The organism is Ruminococcoides sp. (assembly GCF_057037865.1).
Genome location: NZ_DBLZMS010000002.1, coordinates 234,304 through 251,644 on the forward strand (window position 1 = coordinate 234,304; position 17,341 = coordinate 251,644).

General features: G+C 42.9%; 19 protein-coding genes. 10 read left to right on the forward strand and 9 right to left on the reverse strand.

All coding sequences use genetic code 11. The annotated features are described in order from the left end of the window. Nucleotides 1-9 precede the first annotated feature (9 nt). Complete coding sequence (locus tag AC2HW8_RS02820) at nt 10-429, reverse strand: helix-turn-helix domain-containing protein (protein WP_303693207.1); 420 nt, start codon at nt 427-429, stop codon at nt 10-12. A 253-nt stretch (nt 430-682) separates the two neighbouring features. Here AC2HW8_RS02820 and AC2HW8_RS02825 point away from each other — a divergent pair, with 253 nt between their 5' ends. The 4 genes from AC2HW8_RS02825 to AC2HW8_RS02840 all read left to right on the forward strand — a co-directional run bounded on the left by AC2HW8_RS02825 (nt 683) and on the right by AC2HW8_RS02840 (nt 3,525). Continuing rightward, on the forward strand, nt 683-1,270 hold the full coding sequence (locus AC2HW8_RS02825) for a hypothetical protein (RefSeq protein ID WP_484327119.1): 588 nt from the start codon (nt 683-685) through the stop codon (nt 1,268-1,270). Between the two features lie 212 nt (nt 1,271-1,482). Beyond that, nucleotides 1,483-2,313 (forward strand): hypothetical protein, encoded by an 831-nt coding sequence (locus tag AC2HW8_RS02830; RefSeq protein WP_484327120.1) that lies wholly within the window; start codon nt 1,483-1,485, stop codon nt 2,311-2,313. A gap of 47 nt (nt 2,314-2,360) precedes the next feature. Next, entirely contained in the window at nt 2,361-3,185 is an 825-nt protein-coding gene (locus AC2HW8_RS02835; protein ID WP_484327121.1) for a P-loop NTPase, read from the forward strand. A 4-nt stretch (nt 3,186-3,189) separates the two neighbouring features. Beyond that, nucleotides 3,190-3,525, forward strand: coding sequence for a leucine-rich repeat protein (locus tag AC2HW8_RS02840; protein ID WP_303693204.1), 336 nt, complete (start codon nt 3,190-3,192; stop codon nt 3,523-3,525). Between the two features lie 304 nt (nt 3,526-3,829). Here the strand turns inward: AC2HW8_RS02840 and prmA are convergent, their stop codons facing one another. From prmA to hrcA, 5 genes are all read right to left on the reverse strand, one after another. Next, a complete protein-coding gene (gene prmA, locus AC2HW8_RS02845; protein WP_484327122.1) occupies nt 3,830-4,765 on the reverse strand; it encodes a 50S ribosomal protein L11 methyltransferase in 936 nt (311 codons plus the stop codon). A gap of 203 nt (nt 4,766-4,968) precedes the next feature. After that, complete coding sequence (dnaJ, locus tag AC2HW8_RS02850; protein WP_484327123.1) at nt 4,969-6,111, reverse strand: molecular chaperone DnaJ; 1,143 nt, start codon at nt 6,109-6,111, stop codon at nt 4,969-4,971. Nucleotides 6,112-6,233: 122 nt separating this feature from the next. After that, the gene (gene dnaK / locus AC2HW8_RS02855) at nt 6,234-8,090 is read right to left on the reverse strand and encodes a molecular chaperone DnaK (RefSeq protein ID WP_021883839.1); all 1,857 of its coding nucleotides are present in this window, start codon (nt 8,088-8,090) and stop codon (nt 6,234-6,236) included. 71 nt (nt 8,091-8,161) lie between these two features. Continuing rightward, on the reverse strand, nt 8,162-8,719 hold the full coding sequence (locus AC2HW8_RS02860) for a nucleotide exchange factor GrpE (protein WP_015523063.1): 558 nt from the start codon (nt 8,717-8,719) through the stop codon (nt 8,162-8,164). 29 nt (nt 8,720-8,748) lie between these two features. Beyond that, nucleotides 8,749-9,777 (reverse strand): heat-inducible transcriptional repressor HrcA, encoded by a 1,029-nt coding sequence (hrcA, locus tag AC2HW8_RS02865; protein WP_015523062.1) that lies wholly within the window; start codon nt 9,775-9,777, stop codon nt 8,749-8,751. Nucleotides 9,778-9,992: 215 nt separating this feature from the next. On the opposite strand from hrcA, the gene AC2HW8_RS02870 reads away from it, so the two are divergent. Then, nucleotides 9,993-10,268 carry a hypothetical protein gene (locus AC2HW8_RS02870; protein ID WP_021883841.1) on the forward strand — a complete coding sequence of 92 codons (276 nt, stop codon included), beginning with the start codon at nt 9,993-9,995 and terminating at the stop codon, nt 10,266-10,268. 300 nt (nt 10,269-10,568) lie between these two features. Here AC2HW8_RS02870 and fic read toward each other — a convergent pair whose 3' ends face one another. Next, a complete protein-coding gene (gene fic, locus AC2HW8_RS02875; protein ID WP_021883842.1) occupies nt 10,569-11,171 on the reverse strand; it encodes a protein adenylyltransferase Fic in 603 nt (200 codons plus the stop codon). 638 nt (nt 11,172-11,809) lie between these two features. Between fic and lexA the strand changes: the two genes are divergently transcribed. Genes lexA through AC2HW8_RS02890 form a run of 3 tightly spaced genes read left to right on the forward strand, consistent with a single transcriptional unit; the run spans nt 11,810 to nt 13,102 of the window. After that, nucleotides 11,810-12,400 (forward strand): transcriptional repressor LexA, encoded by a 591-nt coding sequence (gene lexA / locus AC2HW8_RS02880; RefSeq protein ID WP_046431117.1) that lies wholly within the window; start codon nt 11,810-11,812, stop codon nt 12,398-12,400. An 11-nt stretch (nt 12,401-12,411) separates the two neighbouring features. Further along, nucleotides 12,412-12,813 (forward strand): NUDIX hydrolase, encoded by a 402-nt coding sequence (locus tag AC2HW8_RS02885; RefSeq protein WP_101070844.1) that lies wholly within the window; start codon nt 12,412-12,414, stop codon nt 12,811-12,813. Between the two features lie 52 nt (nt 12,814-12,865). Next, a complete protein-coding gene (locus AC2HW8_RS02890; RefSeq protein WP_015523058.1) occupies nt 12,866-13,102 on the forward strand; it encodes a hypothetical protein in 237 nt (78 codons plus the stop codon). A 119-nt stretch (nt 13,103-13,221) separates the two neighbouring features. Here AC2HW8_RS02890 and AC2HW8_RS02895 read toward each other — a convergent pair whose 3' ends face one another. Together AC2HW8_RS02895 and AC2HW8_RS02900 are read right to left on the reverse strand one after the other, a co-directional pair. Beyond that, nucleotides 13,222-13,773, reverse strand: a complete 552-nt coding sequence (locus AC2HW8_RS02895; RefSeq protein ID WP_295228446.1) for a Fe-S-containing hydro-lyase — start codon at nt 13,771-13,773, stop codon at nt 13,222-13,224. A 12-nt stretch (nt 13,774-13,785) separates the two neighbouring features. After that, complete coding sequence (locus AC2HW8_RS02900; RefSeq protein WP_415946420.1) at nt 13,786-14,631, reverse strand: fumarate hydratase; 846 nt, start codon at nt 14,629-14,631, stop codon at nt 13,786-13,788. Nucleotides 14,632-15,076: 445 nt separating this feature from the next. Here AC2HW8_RS02900 and AC2HW8_RS02905 point away from each other — a divergent pair, with 445 nt between their 5' ends. Together AC2HW8_RS02905 and AC2HW8_RS02910 are read left to right on the forward strand one after the other, a co-directional pair. Continuing rightward, entirely contained in the window at nt 15,077-15,760 is a 684-nt protein-coding gene (locus tag AC2HW8_RS02905) for a response regulator transcription factor (RefSeq protein ID WP_015523055.1), read from the forward strand. Beyond that, nucleotides 15,747-17,318: a sensor histidine kinase gene (locus AC2HW8_RS02910; protein ID WP_117882540.1), complete on the forward strand. Its 1,572-nt coding sequence runs from the start codon at nt 15,747-15,749 to the stop codon at nt 17,316-17,318. The genes AC2HW8_RS02905 and AC2HW8_RS02910 overlap by 14 nt, the downstream gene beginning before the upstream one ends. Nucleotides 17,319-17,341 lie beyond the last annotated feature (23 nt).

Genomic DNA, 17,341 nt, shown 5'->3' on the forward strand with positions numbered 1-17,341 from the left:
AGTCAAATTTTACTTCATTAACTTATCAAAGGGATTTTTTATTTTTGCAAGTGCCATACCTTTTTTCTCGTCACCGAGAACCAGAAGTCTGTCGCCTGCCTCAATTCCGAACACCTTTCTGGCGTGTTTAGGGAGTGTAATCTGTCCTCTTTCGCTGACCTTAACAATGCCGAAAATGTACTTTCCGTCACCGTCGGGAGTGAGTCCGTCAGATTCTTCCTCGTAAAAAGGACACACAAGAAGCATTTCTACCGTAGTTTCAAAAATCTGCGCCATCGTCACGCATTTTTCGACATCGGGAAGAGATTCCTCGTTTTCCCACTTTGCAACAGACTGTCTTGACACCTCAAGCTTCTCCGCAAGATCCTCCTGTGAATATCCGTACTTTTTCCGAAGATACTTCAAATTCATACCAATCATACTTTTCATACCTCCTGAGTTAAGTATATTTCATATGTAACGCAATTTCTACCAACCTGATTTTACACTTTATGTAAAAATCAGTTGCATAATCCCTTTATGATTTATGATAAACTCCCTTACAGATTTTGTCAAACAAAAGGCGGTTGCGTTTTTTACGCTTTATTTACCTTATTCTAATGTACATATCATTGTTTGTTCACAAAACTGTCACATTTCAATGTTAAACTTAAACCAATATCGTATGTACGGAGGACATATTATGAAAAAACCTACTAAAAGAGATACAATCAATCTGTTTTTCTCTGCATTTCTGATCATCGCATTTATCGTTTGCGCACACTTCTTCTCACAGTACGCATCAGCCCTTTCACAGCCACTCGGTTCAATCATTCCGATTCTTGTGTATGCTGTGTTCGGTCTTTTGATGTTCTATGCAACCCGTGTCGGTGACGGCAAGGCGGTAAAGCGTTTTTCGCTCGTTACACTTATTGTAATGGTGCTCCCGTCACTCTACATAATCGTTGCTTCCATTGCTCCGGGACTTCCGCTTTATGATGTATTTTCAAATGCAAACGGCTCGGGATTAAGCGTTATTGTAACGCTTGCAAGTATCGCACTCGGTTACGGAATTCCTTACTCATTCCTCAGCGGTTTTGAAGTTGCCGATGATGAGGCTGTTGAAGAAGAAACAGGCAACCCTGTTCAGGGAGGCATTGAGGCTGATCTTGCAGATGACGAAAACGCAGAAGATACTGCATTTGAAGAATCCGAAGAGGTTGAAACAGAGGAACTTTCCGAGGATGAAGGCGAATCAACAGACGAAACCGATAACGGTGAAGACGCTTGATTCACTGCTGATTTTTCTTAAATCGACGAGTACCTGCACGGCTTGTGCGGGTACTTTTTGTATATGGCAAAAATTATGCTTTTAAACTTAACAGTCCTAATATTCAGTTGACAAATTGTCACGGCTGATTTATTATTTTGGTACGGGGTGTACAGAATAAATGCACCGTATTTTTCTGTTTCAAAATTTTTCTTTCAAAGGAGAATTACATAATGGACGATAACAATAAATATAATAGAAACAAGGATTATGAGCCTGACAACTTTGATGACGAGGTTGCGTTTCCTGCAAGAAGAAACAACGCCCCCGAAAGATCTTCCGATATTCAGGAGGATTACGGCGATAACTTTGACAATGATGTAAAATTTGTCGGCGATTATGACGAAGACGCCGTTCAGATGCCGGAAATCGACTTTGAGGACGATATGGAAACTCCCGTAAAAATGCCGTCGGAAAGAGATGACCGCACACAGACTCCCGACTATGGCGACAATTTTGATTCTCAGACAGGGGAGCAGGTGTCAAAGGCTACAAAGGATTTTCAGTATGACCTTTCATCTGACGATATTGGTAACTACTACACAAAATCAACGATACATCCAAAGCGTAAAAAGGTTGTTAAAAAGAAAAAGAGAACGAGCCGTAATGTGGCGGTTATCTTAACAATTGCGGCGGTAATCTGCCTTATTGTTGCCGTTGTTTTTGCATTTACACAATGCAGTTCACAGAAAAAAAAAGATAACAAGGCTTCCACAGCACCGTCAACGGAACAGGTGACAACGGTACAGCCTACAACGGAATACGGCGATGACAACTATGTTCCCGTTTACACGGAAGAACCGACATATGAACCGCAGACTGAATATCAGCCTGAAACAGAAGCGCCTGTTCAAACTGAACCGCAGACAGAGTATCAGCCTGAAACAGAGCCGCAGCAGAGCAGTGATATCAGTGTTACCGAATCGTCACAGACTTCGGATGACACTCAGCCGACACAGTCATACGAGAGCGGCGGCGATGAACCGTATGTTGAAGAAAACTGATTGTTTTCTTTTGATAAAATGAATTTATGAAATTGGAGATGTTTTAAATGGGTTGCACCCACGATTGTTCAAGCTGTTCTTCGGATTGCAAAAGCAAGGAACAGAATTTGCACGAAGAACTTAATAAATACAGCAGTGTAAAAAAGGTAATCGGCGTTGTGTCGGGTAAGGGCGGAGTAGGCAAAAGCCTTGTAACCTCAATGCTCGCAGTAACATTTAACCGACTCGGTAAAAGCACGGCTATTCTTGACGCAGATATCACAGGTCCGTCAATTCCAAAGGCATTCGGAGTACATGAGAGATGCAGAGGCAACGATGAGGGAATTTTCCCCGTTGTTACCGAAACGGGAATCAAGATGATTTCCACAAACCTTCTTCTTGAACATGAAACCGATCCCGTGGTGTGGCGTTCGCCGGTTATCACAGGCACGGTAAAGCAGTTTTGGAAAGATGTAATCTGGGAAAATGTTGACTATATGTTTGTTGATATGCCTCCCGGAACAGGCGATGTTCCGCTTACGGTATTTCAGAGCCTGCCGATTGACGGCATTGTTATTGTTGCGTCACCGCAGGAGCTGGTTTCAATGATAGTTCAAAAGGCCGTTAAAATGGCAAGGATGATGAATGTGCCGATTTTAGGTCTTGTTGAAAATATGAGCTGGTTCATGTGTCCCGATTGCGGAAAGAAACACAGCATCTTCGGCGACAGCCGCATTGAGGAAGTTGCAAAGGAATATGACACACAGGTGCTTGCAAAGCTTCCGATTGATCCCGAACTTGCAAAATGTGTTGACGAGGGAAAGATTGAATTTTTTGAAGGAAACTATCTTGACGAAGCGGCAGAAATAATCGAAAAAGAACTTAGCAAATAAGTGTTTGCAATATTTTGCTTTTAAGGTTAAAGTGGTTATCCCGAAAACCGTTAAGGTTGTGGATTCGTTTGCATTCAGCTTCAATGACAATATATACGAGCTTGAAATTGCCGACGGTGTAAAGGTTCTTGAAAGCGATGCGTTCACATCTATGACGAACCTTAAAAGTGTTACGGTTCCCGATTCCGTAAAGGAAATGGAGAATTGCGGTCTTGGTATGGATGTTGATGACAATTATGACAATGTTCCGCTCAAGGGCTTTAAAATGTATTGCAAAAAAGGTTCAGTCGCCGAAGCATATGCAAAAGAAAACAATTTGTCATATGAGATAATCAAGTAAAGAGTTAATGTAAATTAAAAACAGCTTTCCGAACTCAAAATCGGAAAGCTGTTTTGTTTTTGTAAATATTTGTACAAACAATCACTATGCTACGCTCGGGCATAATAATTTTTTCTATATCATACTATCTTCACGAATTGGGAACGGCGGCACGCCACTACAAATAAACAATAACTGCCATATAAAGAAAACGGTCGGGAAACAATGATTTGCATTTTGCAAACTGTCTTCCCGACCACAATTTTTAATTTTCAATTTAAAAGTAACGCTCGGGCATAATAATTTTTTCTATATCATACTATCTTCACGAACGGGGAACAGCGGCACGCCGTGCGGCAAAACAAGCCCATCCGTTGTCAAGATGTTCTTCGATGATGTCAAAATACTGACTTACGGATGCCTTGACTTCCTCGGCACGAGTGTCAATGATACCGCTCATAATGTAAACGGCATCGTCCTTCATAAAGTCCTTAATGCCTTTTGAGAGAAACATAATCGCATCGGCAACAATATTGGCAAGAACAATGTCATACTTGCCCTCAACCTTGTCGGTAAAGCTGCCGCAGATAGCTGTAAAGCGGTCAGCAACGCCGTTAATTTCTGCGTTTTCAGCCGCAGTTCTCACCGCAGTTTCGTCAATGTCAACACCGACGGCACGGTCTGCACCCAAAAGCAATGTTGCAATACCGAGAATACCGCTGCCGCAACCCACATCAAGAACAGAATCGCCCTCTTTAAGGTACTTTTCGCACATTTCAAGGCAAAGCCTTGTGGTTTCATGACCGCCCGTGCCGAACGCAAGGCCCGGATCAATATTGAGAACTTTGCGGTTGCCTGCATCGTAATCATCTCGCCAGCTCGGACGGATAAGAAGTTTTTCACCGACTTCAATCGGGTTGAAATATTTCTTCCAGTTGTTTCTCCAATCCTCTTCAAGGCAGTCAAGAAGTTCAATTGAATGCTTTATACCCTCCGCATTGTAGCGTTCCGAAAGGAATGCAACCGCCTCTGACGGCGAAACATCGGGTTCAAGATAAATGTGAACAAAAGCCTTGTTTCTGTCCTTTGCAAGCAAATCCTCGTCAATAAGGTCAATATGGGCAATGTTCTCAACCTCTTGCTCAAGGTTTGTGTAATCTTCAATATAGATGCCGTAGGGAACTACGACATTTGCAATATCACTTGCTCTGTCAATATCCTTTGCGTCAACGGATATTTTTATTTCTGTCCAGGATTCCATTTTAACCTCTGATTCACGGGCATTTTATGCCGATATTTTTGTTTATAATGTAGTGGCGGATAAATTGTTCAGACAATCACAATTGCACGCTCGGGCATAATATGTTTTTTGCACAACAAATTATCTGCTCGAATTGGGAACGGCGGCACGCCGTATAAAAGATTTGTGGGGACAAATGCCCCACAAATCTTATTTATTCTGTGTTACTCGTTGAACATCTTCTTGATTTTATCAAAGAAGTTTCTGCGTTTTGCGTAGTTCTTGTCACCTGTTGCGCCGTCAAGCTGTTTGATAAGCTCTTTCTGCTTGCCGTTAAGATTCTTCGGAACTTCAACGGTAACTCTTACATACTGATCGCCTCTGCCTCTGCCGCCGAGTCGCTGAATACCCTTGCCCTTAAGTCTGAAAACATCACCCGGCTGTGTACCCTCACGAACCGTGTAGGAAACCTTGCCGTCAAGAGTAGGAACGACAACATCTGCTCCGAGAGCCGCCTGTGTAAAGGTTATCGGAACTTCGCACCACACATCGTCACCTCTGCGTTCAAAAACAGGGTGCGGACGAACATTTACATAAACATGAAGGTCGCCTGCAGGACCGCCGTTTGTACCTGAGTTACCTCTGCCGCTTACATTAAGAATCTGCTGATCCTTGATACCTGCCGGAATCGTTACATCAACGGTCTTGTTCTTGCGCTGTTTGCCCGAACCGCCGCACTTTTTACAAGGATTGTCAACAATCTTGCCTCTGCCGTGACAGGCATCACAGGTACGCTGAGTCTGGACAACACCGAAAGGTGTTCTCTGGTTGATTGTTACCCTGCCAGAACCGCCGCATGACGAACAGGTCTTGGGGCTTGTGCCGGGCTGAGCGCCTGTTCCGTGACAGTCGTCACAGGTTGTTACGCATGAATAGTTGATTGTCTGCTTGCAGCCCTTTGCCGCCTCTTCAAATGAAATGTAAACTGTAGTTTCAATATCACTGCCACGCATAGGAGCGTTTGCATTGTTGGAGCGTCTGCCGCCGAATCCGCCGAAAAAGCTTGAGAAGATATCGTCAATATCAATACCCTGACCGAACGGACTTCCTGCTCCGCCTGCACCTGCACCGTAGTTGGGATCGACTCCTGCGTGACCGAACTGGTCGTAACGAGCCTTTTTATCGGAGTCGGAAAGAACTTCATAAGCCTCGTTTACTTCCTTGAATTTTTCCTCGCATTCTTTATCGCCGGGATGCAAATCCGGGTGATATTTTTTGGCACAGGCTCTGTATGCCTTTTTTATTTCATCGTCGCTTGCACCCTTTTGAATGCCAAGCACCTCGTAGTAGTCTCTTTTGTCTGCCATATTACTCTCACCTTTGTCAAAATACCGAAATCACGCAATATTGCAAGCCGGTTATCGTCTTATACAGCCAAAAGGAGCCGCCATATAACAGCTCCTTTGACTATATGTTATTCTAACATAAATTACTTGTTATCGTCAACATCGGTGAAATCAGCGTCATATACATTAGGATCTCCGCCGTTGTTGCCTGTAGGATTACCGCCGTTTGGCTGAGCACCGTTCATATCGGGAGCACCGCCCTGCGGAGCAGCCTGCTGATAAAGCTTAGCGGCAGCATCGTTAAGAGTCTTCTGGAGGTCTTCCTTAGCTGTGCCGATGAGTGCGGCATCGTCCTTTGAGATAGCCTCTTTAAGAGCTGCAACCTTTGTGTTGATTGCGTTCTTGTCATTCTCGGGAATCTTGTCACCGCTTTCGCTGACGAGCTTTTCTGCCTGATAAACAATGTTTTCAGCCTCGTTCTTAGCGTCAACTGCCTCACGGCGCTTTTTGTCCTCTGCGGCAAACTGTTCAGCTTCCTTAACAGCCTTGTCGATATCTTCCTTGCTCATTGAAGTTGAGTTACTGATTGTAATCTTCTGCTCTTTGCCTGTACCGAGGTCTTTTGCAGATACATTAACGATACCGTTGGCATCAATATCAAATGTTACTTCAATCTGCGGAATACCACGCATTGCAGGAGCAATGCCTGTGAGAGCGAAAAGACCGAGCTGCTTGTTATCACGGGCAAATTCACGCTCACCCTGAAGAACATTGATTTCAACCTGTGTCTGATTATCAGCGGCAGTTGAGAAAATCTGGCTCTTCTTTGTTGGGATTGTTGTGTTTCTGTCGATAATCTTTGTCATAACACCGCCCATTGTTTCAACACCGAGTGAAAGCGGAGTTACATCGAGGAGGAGAAGTCCTTCAACTTCACCGCCGAGTACGCCTGCCTGAATAGCGGCACCGATAGCAACACATTCATCAGGGTTGATGCCCTTGAACGGCTCTTTGCCGATGAGCTTCTTAACAGCGTCCTGAACAGCAGGGATTCTGGAAGAACCGCCAACCATAAGAACCTTATCAATCTGACCGATCTGAAGACCTGAATCCTGAAGAGCCGATCTTACAGGACCCATTGTAGCTTCTACGAGGTCTGATGTGAGTTCGTCAAACTTTGCTCTTGTAAGAGTAAGGTCAAGGTGCTTAGGACCTGTCTGGTCTGCTGTGATAAACGGGAGGTTGATGTTAGAAGTTGTAACACCTGAAAGTTCAATCTTTGACTTCTCGGCAGCCTCTTTTAATCTCTGCATTGCAACCTTATCCTGTGAAAGGTCAATGCCTGTTTCTGTCTTGAATGATGCAACCATCCAGTCGATGATTCTCTTATCAAAGTCATCACCGCCGAGACGGTTGTTACCTGCTGTTGCAAGTACTTCCTGAACACCGTCGCCCATTTCGATGATAGATACATCGAATGTACCGCCGCCGAGGTCATATACCATAACCTTCTGGTCTTTTTCCTTATCTACACCGTATGAAAGAGCGGCTGCTGTAGGCTCGTTGATGATTCTCTTAACATCAAGACCTGCAATCTTACCGGCATCCTTTGTAGCCTGACGCTGTGCGTCTGTGAAGTATGCAGGAACTGTGATAACTGCCTGTGTAACTGTTTCGCCGAGGTAAGCCTCTGCATCTGACTTGAGCTTCTGAAGAATCATTGCTGAAATCTCCTGCGGAGTGTAGCTCTTGCCGTCAATTGTTACCTTGTGAGCAGTACCCATTTCTCTCTTGATTGATGCAACTGTTCTGTCAGGGTTTGTGATAGCCTGACGCTTGGCAACCTGACCGACCATTCTTTCACCGTCTTTTGAAAAAGCAACAACAGACGGAGTTGTTCTTGCGCCTTCTGCGTTAGCGATAACTACAGGCTCGCCGCCTTCGATAACTGCTACGCATGAGTTTGTTGTACCTAAATCTATACCTATTGTCTTAGCCATGATAAATTCCTCCAATTGAATTTTTAATTGTTTTTGTTTGTGTGTTTTCTGCTGAATATTTATATATGAAATCAGTCACAGTTGGCAACCTGTACCATTGCGTGACGGATAATTTTGTCACCGATTTTGTAACCCGTCTGATAAACGGCTGCGATTGTGTCGGCACCGAGGTTTTCGTCCTCAATCTTTGAAACCGCATTGTGCAAGTTCGGATCGAATGCATCGCCTGCTTTGCCGTAGGACTCAATCTTTAGCTTTTCAAAGCTCTTTGCAAGCTGATTTGAAATAAGCTCAATACCCTTGATGATATCGGGATCGGCATCTTTCAGATTTGCAAGAGCAAGCGTTACGCTGTCTGCAACGGGAAGAAGCTCGATACAAGCCTTTGAAGTTGCATCGTCATAGATTGAAAGCTTTTCGTTTGCCGTTCTTTTACGGTAATTGTCGTACTCGGCGGCAAGACGCATATACTTATCCTTCTGTGCCGAAAGCTCATCTTCAAGAGCCTTGATTTTATCCGCATTTTCATCCTTTGCAGGCTCTTCGGTATTTTCAGTCTCGGTTTCTTCTGCGACTGTTTCTTCGGAAACCTTTTTTTCTTCGGTTTTCTCGGATTTTTTCTTAGTCATCTTTATCCTCCTTCAAGGATTTTTATTTATCATATTTCTATCAGCTCATCAATGAGAGTGCTAACGCTTTCGGACACACATTCAAGAATTGAAATTGCTCTTGCGTAGTCCGTTCTCACGGGTGCTATCACCGCAAGCACACCTGACGGATTGCCGTCAAGTCGGTATCGTGTGGAGATTACCGCACTCCCTGCAAGCTCTGTTCTGCTGTTTTCGCCGCCTATGCTGACGGAGGTGTCAAGCGGAAGATTTTCAAGCATTTCCGCAAGGTCGTGTCTGTTGTTCAAAAACTCCATAACATTTCGTGCGTTAAGAAAATTGACATCGGACATAAACAATGGCTTTGTCACACCGCTGAGATAAACGCTGACTTCCTTTGCCGTTTCACAAGCCTCCATAATTGCCACAAGCACTCCCGGGGTAAACATTGAAAGTTCACCGAGCCTTGCCGCCGCTGTCTGTATGAACGGTCGGTTGACCGATGAAAGCTTCATTCCCGAAAAGATTTCGTTAAATGCCTTGTCAAACACGGTCAAAAGTTCGGGATTCAAAAGGAAATCGCAGCGGAACAGCTTTGTTTTTATGATTCCGTTTGAGGCAATCACAACAGCCATTGCCGTGTGCGAACCCGTCTGAACAAATCTTATTCTGTGGATTCTGCTTTCCTCACCCGAAGGTGTTGTTGTTACCGCCGTGCAGCCTGTCAGCCTTGAAATAACACCGCTTGCCTCTTTGAGGATGCTCTCGGGGGAATCTGCACTTTTGTAAAGCTCGGATTCAACATATTCCCGTCCGCCTTGGGTTACGGGGGTAATTTTCATCAGATTGTCGATGTAGTATCTGTAGCCCTGCAGCGTTGGAATTCGTCCTGCCGAGGTGTGCGGCTGAACCAAGTAGCCTTTATTTGTAAGGTCTGCTAGGTCATTTCGCACCGTTGCCGATGAAACCTCAAGTCCCGTTTCGTTAATCAACGCTTTTGAACCAATCGGCTCGCCTGTGTTGATATAGCTTTCGATTACTGCCGATAATATTTTCTTTTTTCTTTCAGCCAGCTCCATACCGTTCACCTCATTTCGTGTCGGTTTTTGCTGTTTTAGCACTCTCAATAGGTGAGTGCTAATTGCTATACTCATAATATAATACCAAAGTCAGTAAAAGTCAAGCGTTTTTGAAAAAATTTTTCGTTTTCAGAAAATCTTCACATAACACGGTTTGACATTGTGCCGAGGATACTCTATAATCTACTTATCAGTAATGTTTAAGGGTGAATTTTATGGGCGAATTTCTTCAGAATATGTATGTATGGCTTTGGGCGGCTCTTGCAATATTAATGATTATCGTAGGAATCAAATATCGCCACGAACATCAGGGCTTGCTTGCAGTTTTAATGGCTGTGTTTTTTATCTTCATGACCGTATGGTACGGACTGCGAACCTTTGCAGGCTACCCAATGTTTGAGGGTATGCTTAATATCATCTTCCGTTGCATCCTCGGCGGTTTCCTCGTTGCACTTGGTTTGATATATTGGTTTATAAGAAAAAGAAAATAACTATATATGTATAAAAAACAAATCGGACAGCAGAAATAAAATCTGCTGTCCATTATTTTTATGTTCATATTTTTTTCGTTCGTGTAGATAGTTTGCAATGTTTAAAAACCAATTATGCCCGAGCGTGGCATTGTTATTGTCTGCACAATTCAATGTAGCGGCGAACACGGTTCGCCGCTACAATCAAACATTTACTCCCATATCATATAAACTAAAAAAGTCGGGCAACAATGTTTTGCATTTTGCAAACTTGCTACCCGACCATAATTTTCCATTTTAGATTTTCAACTTTCAATTTTACTAAAGTTCGTCCGCTTTAAACGCTGTGTAGCCCTCATAATAATAGCTGTGGTCAATGCCTTTCATGTACATCTCACGGCTGTCAATTTCATCGGTCAATGCGTTTTTCAAAACATATTTTATCTCGATGTCCCGTATGGGACTGCGCTCCATTGCAAGCAGATAATCTTCCTTGTCAACCTTGCTCCAGTCGATAACCTTGCCGATTTCAGTTTTCAACATATGGTCAAGCCAGATTCGTGTACTGCGACCGTTGCCCTCTCTGAATGGGTGCGCAATGTTCATTTCGACATACTTTTCTATAATCTCATCAAAATTGCTCTGCGGCATTTCATCAATGTTTTTCAAAGCTGATTCAATGTACATCAAAGGTGCAAATCTGAAATTGCCCTTTGCAATGTTTACGGTTCTCAACTTTCCCGCAAAATCGTAGATTTCATCAAAAAGGTACTTGTGGATTGTCTGTAATGTTGAAAACTTTCCGCTTTCAAGGTTGTCAAGAATGTGATTTTCAAAAAGCATTGCCGCCTTTTTCTTACTGATTCGCTCCTCTTCACGAGCAAGCTCCGCAGAAGAAGTCAATCCGAGTTTGTTCTCAAGCATACAAGCACCTCACTTTACTATATATATTGTATCATAGTGCAGATGATAATTCAATTTTTTAGTTTATGTTTATTTTCGTTCGTGTTTATTTTAGTTCGTGTAGATAGTTTGCAATATTTAAAAAACTATTATGCCCGAGCGTGGCATTGCAATTGTTCGGTTCGTGTTTATTTTCGTTCGTGCAGATAGTTTGCAATATTAAAAACTATTATGCCCGAGCGTGACTTTGTAATTGTTCACCGCTGCAGTGTTGCAATTAATTTGTCCTTAAAACGACGAAAGCACCGGGCTTGCGGCGACCCGGTGCTTTCTTATGTTCTTTAAAAAATGAGGGGTACAATTACGAGTCTTTGTTCAGACTCGCATTGAGGAGGGTAGAACAATTATACTCTGACGGATGCGGTTCCGTCTTTCTGAGTACGCTTATATTAAACAATGCAAATATGAAAACTGTGTGAACCCTTTTTGAAATCGGAATGAAAAGCATCTGTTTTTTCTGTTAATCAATCAAAACTCAAATAATTTCTTTATTTATTCGACAAAATAAAAAATTTTTCAAAAATATAAAACAAATGTTTGATTTTTCTGAAAATATATGGTACAATCATACTGTAATTACAAACAAGGGGCGTTGCGATATGAAACCTTTAAGCAAAAGCCAACAGAAAATTTTCGATTATCTAAAGGAATGTGCAGGCGAGGGCAGAGTTCCGTCAGTTCGTGAAATCTGCGAAGAAACGGGACTGAGTTCAACATCAACCGTTCACCACCACCTCAAGGCACTTGAAGAAAAAGGTCTTATTTCACGAGAACACGGCGTGAACCGTTGTATTCAGATTAACGGCATGGAGAAAAGCACCGATGTTCCCGTTTTGGGCAGAGTTGCGGCAGGTTATCCGATTCTTGCCGTTGAGAATATTGAATGTTATGTGCCTGTTCCCGACAGCTTAAAAAGGGGCAGAGAGCTTTTTGCTCTGCGTGTTCAGGGCGAAAGTATGATTAACGCAGGCATTTTCCCTGACGATATTTTAATTGTTCACCGTACACCTGTTGCGGAGAACGGCGAAATCGTTGTTGCTCTTGTCGGTGACGAGGCGACCGTAAAGCGTTTTTACAAAGAAAACGGTCACTTCAGACTTCAGCCTGAAAACGATAATTTTGAACCGATTATAGTTGACGAAGTCGCTTTGCTCGGCAAGGTGATCTCGCTTGTAAGATATTTTGATTAAAAGGATTAGCTATGAAAGTTAAATTTTTCGACCTCAACGCAGACAAGCCGTTGAAATACGCCGTAATTTGTGCGAGATACAACGGAAAATGGGTTTTCTGCAAGCACAAAGAGCGTGATACATATGAAATTCCTGGCGGTCATCGTGAGGACGGCGAAGATATTGAAGCAACCGCAAAGCGTGAACTTTGGGAAGAAACGGGTGCAAAAGATTTCGACATCTATCCCGTGTGCATCTATTCATTCACGGATTACGGAATGCTCTATTTTGCGGAAATTCGCAGTTTTGAAAAACTGCCGCCACTTGAAATTGAAAAGATTAATCTTTTTGACGATATACCAAAAAATTTGACATACCCTGCAATTCAGCCGTACCTTTTTGAAAGAGTACAGGAGTTTTTAGGAACGAAGTAACCAAGTACTGTTTGCAATCCGCAACAAAAATATATTGAGAGGAAGTGATAAAATGCGTGACTATGTGATTTACGATATGTACACAGATGACAGAATGTTTCGTTACGAGGTCTATAAACACCCGAACGGAATGTATGAAGTGTGTGTTCAGTCGCGAGAGGCGGAAGATTTTGCCGTGAATGAGCAGTACCTCTACTGCGACATTCCCGAAGAAGTCACACATTTTACCGACACCCTCGAAAGAGCTATAGAAATCGGCGATTGCAAGCTGTGCAAAGTAAGCGCTTAATTAACAGCCGTCTGTCTTTGCAGAAACAGTTTAATAAAATTCACGGTCGGATGACAGTTTGCCAAATGCAAGCATTGTCGCCCGACCGTTTTTATTTATATAAAATTTTATATTGCCGATTATTTCACCCTGTATTTTGGCGGTTCGGTTTCGTAGACATTGTTGCCGTTGCTGTCGATTGCAACTATGCACGGAAAATCTTCAACCTCATATCTGCGAACAGCCTCTGTGCCTAAATCTTCGTAGCAAAGAATCTCCTCGCTCTTGATGCTCTTGGCGATAAGTGCCGCCGCACCGCCGATTGCGACAAGATACACGCCCTTGTTGCGAACAATCGCATCGACAACTTCTTTATTTCTTGCGCCTTTGCCTATCATTCCTTTGAGTCCGAGGTCAAGCAGTGACGGAGCGTACTTGTCCATACGATAGCTTGATGTCGGACCTGCAGGACCTACTGCATAACCGGGCTTTGCAGGAGCAGGACCAACATAATAGATAAGCTCGCCTTTGATGTCAACGGGAAGTTTTTCGCCCTTCTGAATCAATTCATAAAGTCTTTTGTGTGCGGCATCTCTGCCTGTGATGATTGAACCCGAGAGCAGAACGCTGTCGCCTGCTTTAAGATTTTTGATATCTTCGTCCGTAATCGGAAGTGTAATTTTCTTTTCCACAGCTTTTCCTCCTCAGATCGTTGCACTTGCGTGTCTTGCGGCATGGCAACAGATGTTGACCGCAACAGGCATTCCTGCAATGTGTGTGGGTGAAGTTTCGATATTCACGCCGATTGCGGTTGTATTACCGCCAAGTCCTGCAGGACCGAAGCCCATTTTATTGATTTCGGCAAGGAGCTCGTCCTCAAGCTGCGCATAGCGTTCATCTTCATTTTTGGAATCAATCGGACGGAAGGTTGCTTTTTTTGCAAGCTGGGCGGCTCTTTCAAAAGTACCGCCGATTCCGACACCGACAACCATAGGAGGGCAGGGATTTGGACCTGCCTGAAAAACAGTATCAAGAATAAACTGCTTAACGCCCTCAATGCCCTTTGACGGGGTGAGCATTTTTATCTGCGACATATTTTCACTGCCGAAACCCTTGCCGCCGGCGGTAATTTTAATCTGATTTCCGCTGACAATTTTTGTGTGGATAATTGCAGGAGTGTTATCCTTTGTATTGATTCTGTCGAAAACAGGATCATTTACTACACTCTTGCGAAGGTAGCCGTCAATATAGGCTCTGCGAACGCCCTCGTTGACAGCCTCATCAAAACTGCCGTCCTCAATAACAACCCTGTCACCGTATTCAACAAAAAGGACAGCCATACCCGTATCCTGACAAAGCGGAACTTCTTCACGAGCCGCAATTTTATCGTTTTCGATAATCTGTGAAAGTACACTTTTGCCTACAGGCGAGCTTTCGTTATCCCTTGCGGTTTCAAGGGCGCACATAATGTCTTTGCCGATAAAATAGTTGCAGTCGGTAAACAGCTTTTTAACCGTATCGCATACCGTCTGCGCCTTGATTTTTCTTATTTCCATATCCGAACTCCTTAATATGAATTTAGCGCCAAATTTTAACACTATACATTATAATTTATTTTCAACGGTATTTCAATAAGAAATGAAATGTGGTATAATCAGTTTGTTATAACATTTATGAATGTCACAATCGAATCGGTAGCGGCAATCAGTGATTGCCACTTGTTTTGGTTGCAAAACCAAAACAAATGAGCAACAATTGCGTTCTTGTACCGCAGTAGATAATAAATTAAAATAAAATGTTTATACTGTCGAACCGATTTTACAATCGGTTCGATTGGCGAACACTGTTCGCCGCTACAAATGAACATAAAACATTCATTTCACCAACAAAATTGAAAATTAACATAATTTTATCACATTCGGATGATAGAGTAACAGTTGGAATACACTGCGTCTTAACCGACGCTTATAATTTTAATAAAAGGGGCGTACAAAAATGAGCAGGATACTTGTTGTTGACGATGAGGCAAGAATCAGACAGATTATCAGAAAATATGCCGAATTTGAGGGCTTTGAGGTTGAAGAAGCCGTTGACGGTATGCAGGCAATTGAAATTTGCCGTAAAGAGGACTTTGACCTTATTATAATGGATGTTATGATGCCTGAGCTTGACGGCTTTTCCGCTTGCAGGGAAATCAGAAAATTCAAGAAAACACCTATCATTATGCTTTCGGCAAGAGGCGAGGAGTACGATAAAATTCACGGCTTTGAGCTTGGCAGTGACGACTATGTTGTTAAGCCGTTCTCGCCAAAGGAGCTTATGATGCGTGTTAATGCCGTAATCAAACGTTCACAAGGCGCTCAGAACGAAGAGAATGTGAAGAAGGATGTATTTACATACGAAGGTCTTTCGGTTGATTTCTCAGCCAGAATCGTTACAATTGACGGCAAAAGAATTGAGATGACACCAAAGGAATACGAACTCTTTTTCTATATGGTAAAGAACAAAGGACTTGCACTCACCCGTGAAAAGCTTATAAGCGAGGTCTGGGGCTACGACTTCTTCGGTGACGAAAGAACGCTTGACACACACATTAAGCTTCTCAGAAAGAGCCTTGGCGAATACAGCAGATGCATTGTAACGCTTCGAGGGGTGGGTTACCGTTTTGAAACAATCTAACAAACGATTTGACCGCCATTATCTGCCGTTGAATTTTAAGCTGTTATGCTATTTTCTTCTGTTCGGATTTGCAATTGTGATCGTGTTGTGGGTGTTCCAGACCTTTTTTCTTGAATCGTTCTACACGGCAACAAAATCTTCACAGGTTGAAAAGAACGCACAGGTGATTTCAAAGTCGATTGAAGAAAACAAAAACGCTCTCGGAACAATTGAAAATGTTGCAAGCTACAATTCACTTTCGGTATATGTTTACGATTCAACTTCTCTTTTCACATTGAAGTATTGTTGCGAATATGACAACCCCGTTTCAAACCTGAATTTTCAGTATCACGATGTCTATTCATACTACAAGCTGGCAGAGGAAAATGACGGACATTATATGTTCATCACAAGCAACTACAAAGAGGACAGCATTAAAGGCAAGTTTGAGCGACAGTTTTTTAATGAATATTCTTCATCCGACACAGCCGAGAGGAATACTGTTCGGTATGCTTCCGCTCCCGATAAAAATGTTCAAAATATGGTCTACACCGACATTATCAATCTGCAGGACGGCAGCGAATGCTTTTTGATTGTAACATCGTCAATCACACCGCTGACTAACACGGTTGAAATCGTCCGTGACCAGCTTGCAATCGTTTCGGTTGTGTTTGTGCTTCTTGCCGTTATAATTTCGCTTTACGCAAGCTACAGAATTGCGAAACCGATTTCTAAGACAAACACGGCGGCAAAGGAGCTTGCAAAGAAAAACTATGATGTTGACTTTAACGCAAGAGGATATCTTGAGGTTGAGGAACTCAACGAAACGCTGAACTACGCAAAAACGGAGCTTGCTGCAACCGAAAAATTACAAAAAGAACTTATTGCTAACATCTCGCACGATTTGAGAACACCGCTGACAATGATTACGGGCTACGGCGAGGTTATGCGTGACCTGCCCGGTGAAAACACTCCCGAAAATATTCAGATTATTATTGACGAGGCAACAAGACTTTCAACACTTGTCAACGATTTGCTTGACCTCTCAAAGATTCAATCGGGTTCAATTCAACCCGAAAAATCGGAGTTCTGTCTTACCGACAGCATCAAGAATATTTTCACAAGGTACGCAAAGCTCAAGGAACAGGACGGATACAACATTCTGTTTGAGAGTGACGAAGATGTTTACATTTTTGCCGATGAACTGAAAATTTCACAGGTAATCTATAATCTTGTGAACAATGCAGTCAATTATGTCGGTGAAGACAAAACTGTTATTGTAACGCAAAAGGTAAACGGCAAAAAGGTTCTCATTGAGGTAACGGATCACGGTGACGGCATTCCTCCCGAAAAGCTTGAATACATCTGGGATCGTTACTACAAGGTTGACAAGGAGCATAAGCGTGGCGTTATCGGCACGGGACTCGGCTTGTCAATAGTCAAGGGTATTCTTGACAGCCACAAAGCAAGGTACGGCGTTCGCAGTACACTCGGCAAAGGCAGTACATTCTGGTTTGAACTCGACATTGTTTCCGTGAAAAAACGAAACAAAAAGAATTCTGACGAAAATAAAGAATAAACAACAAATCCCGAACACGGTAA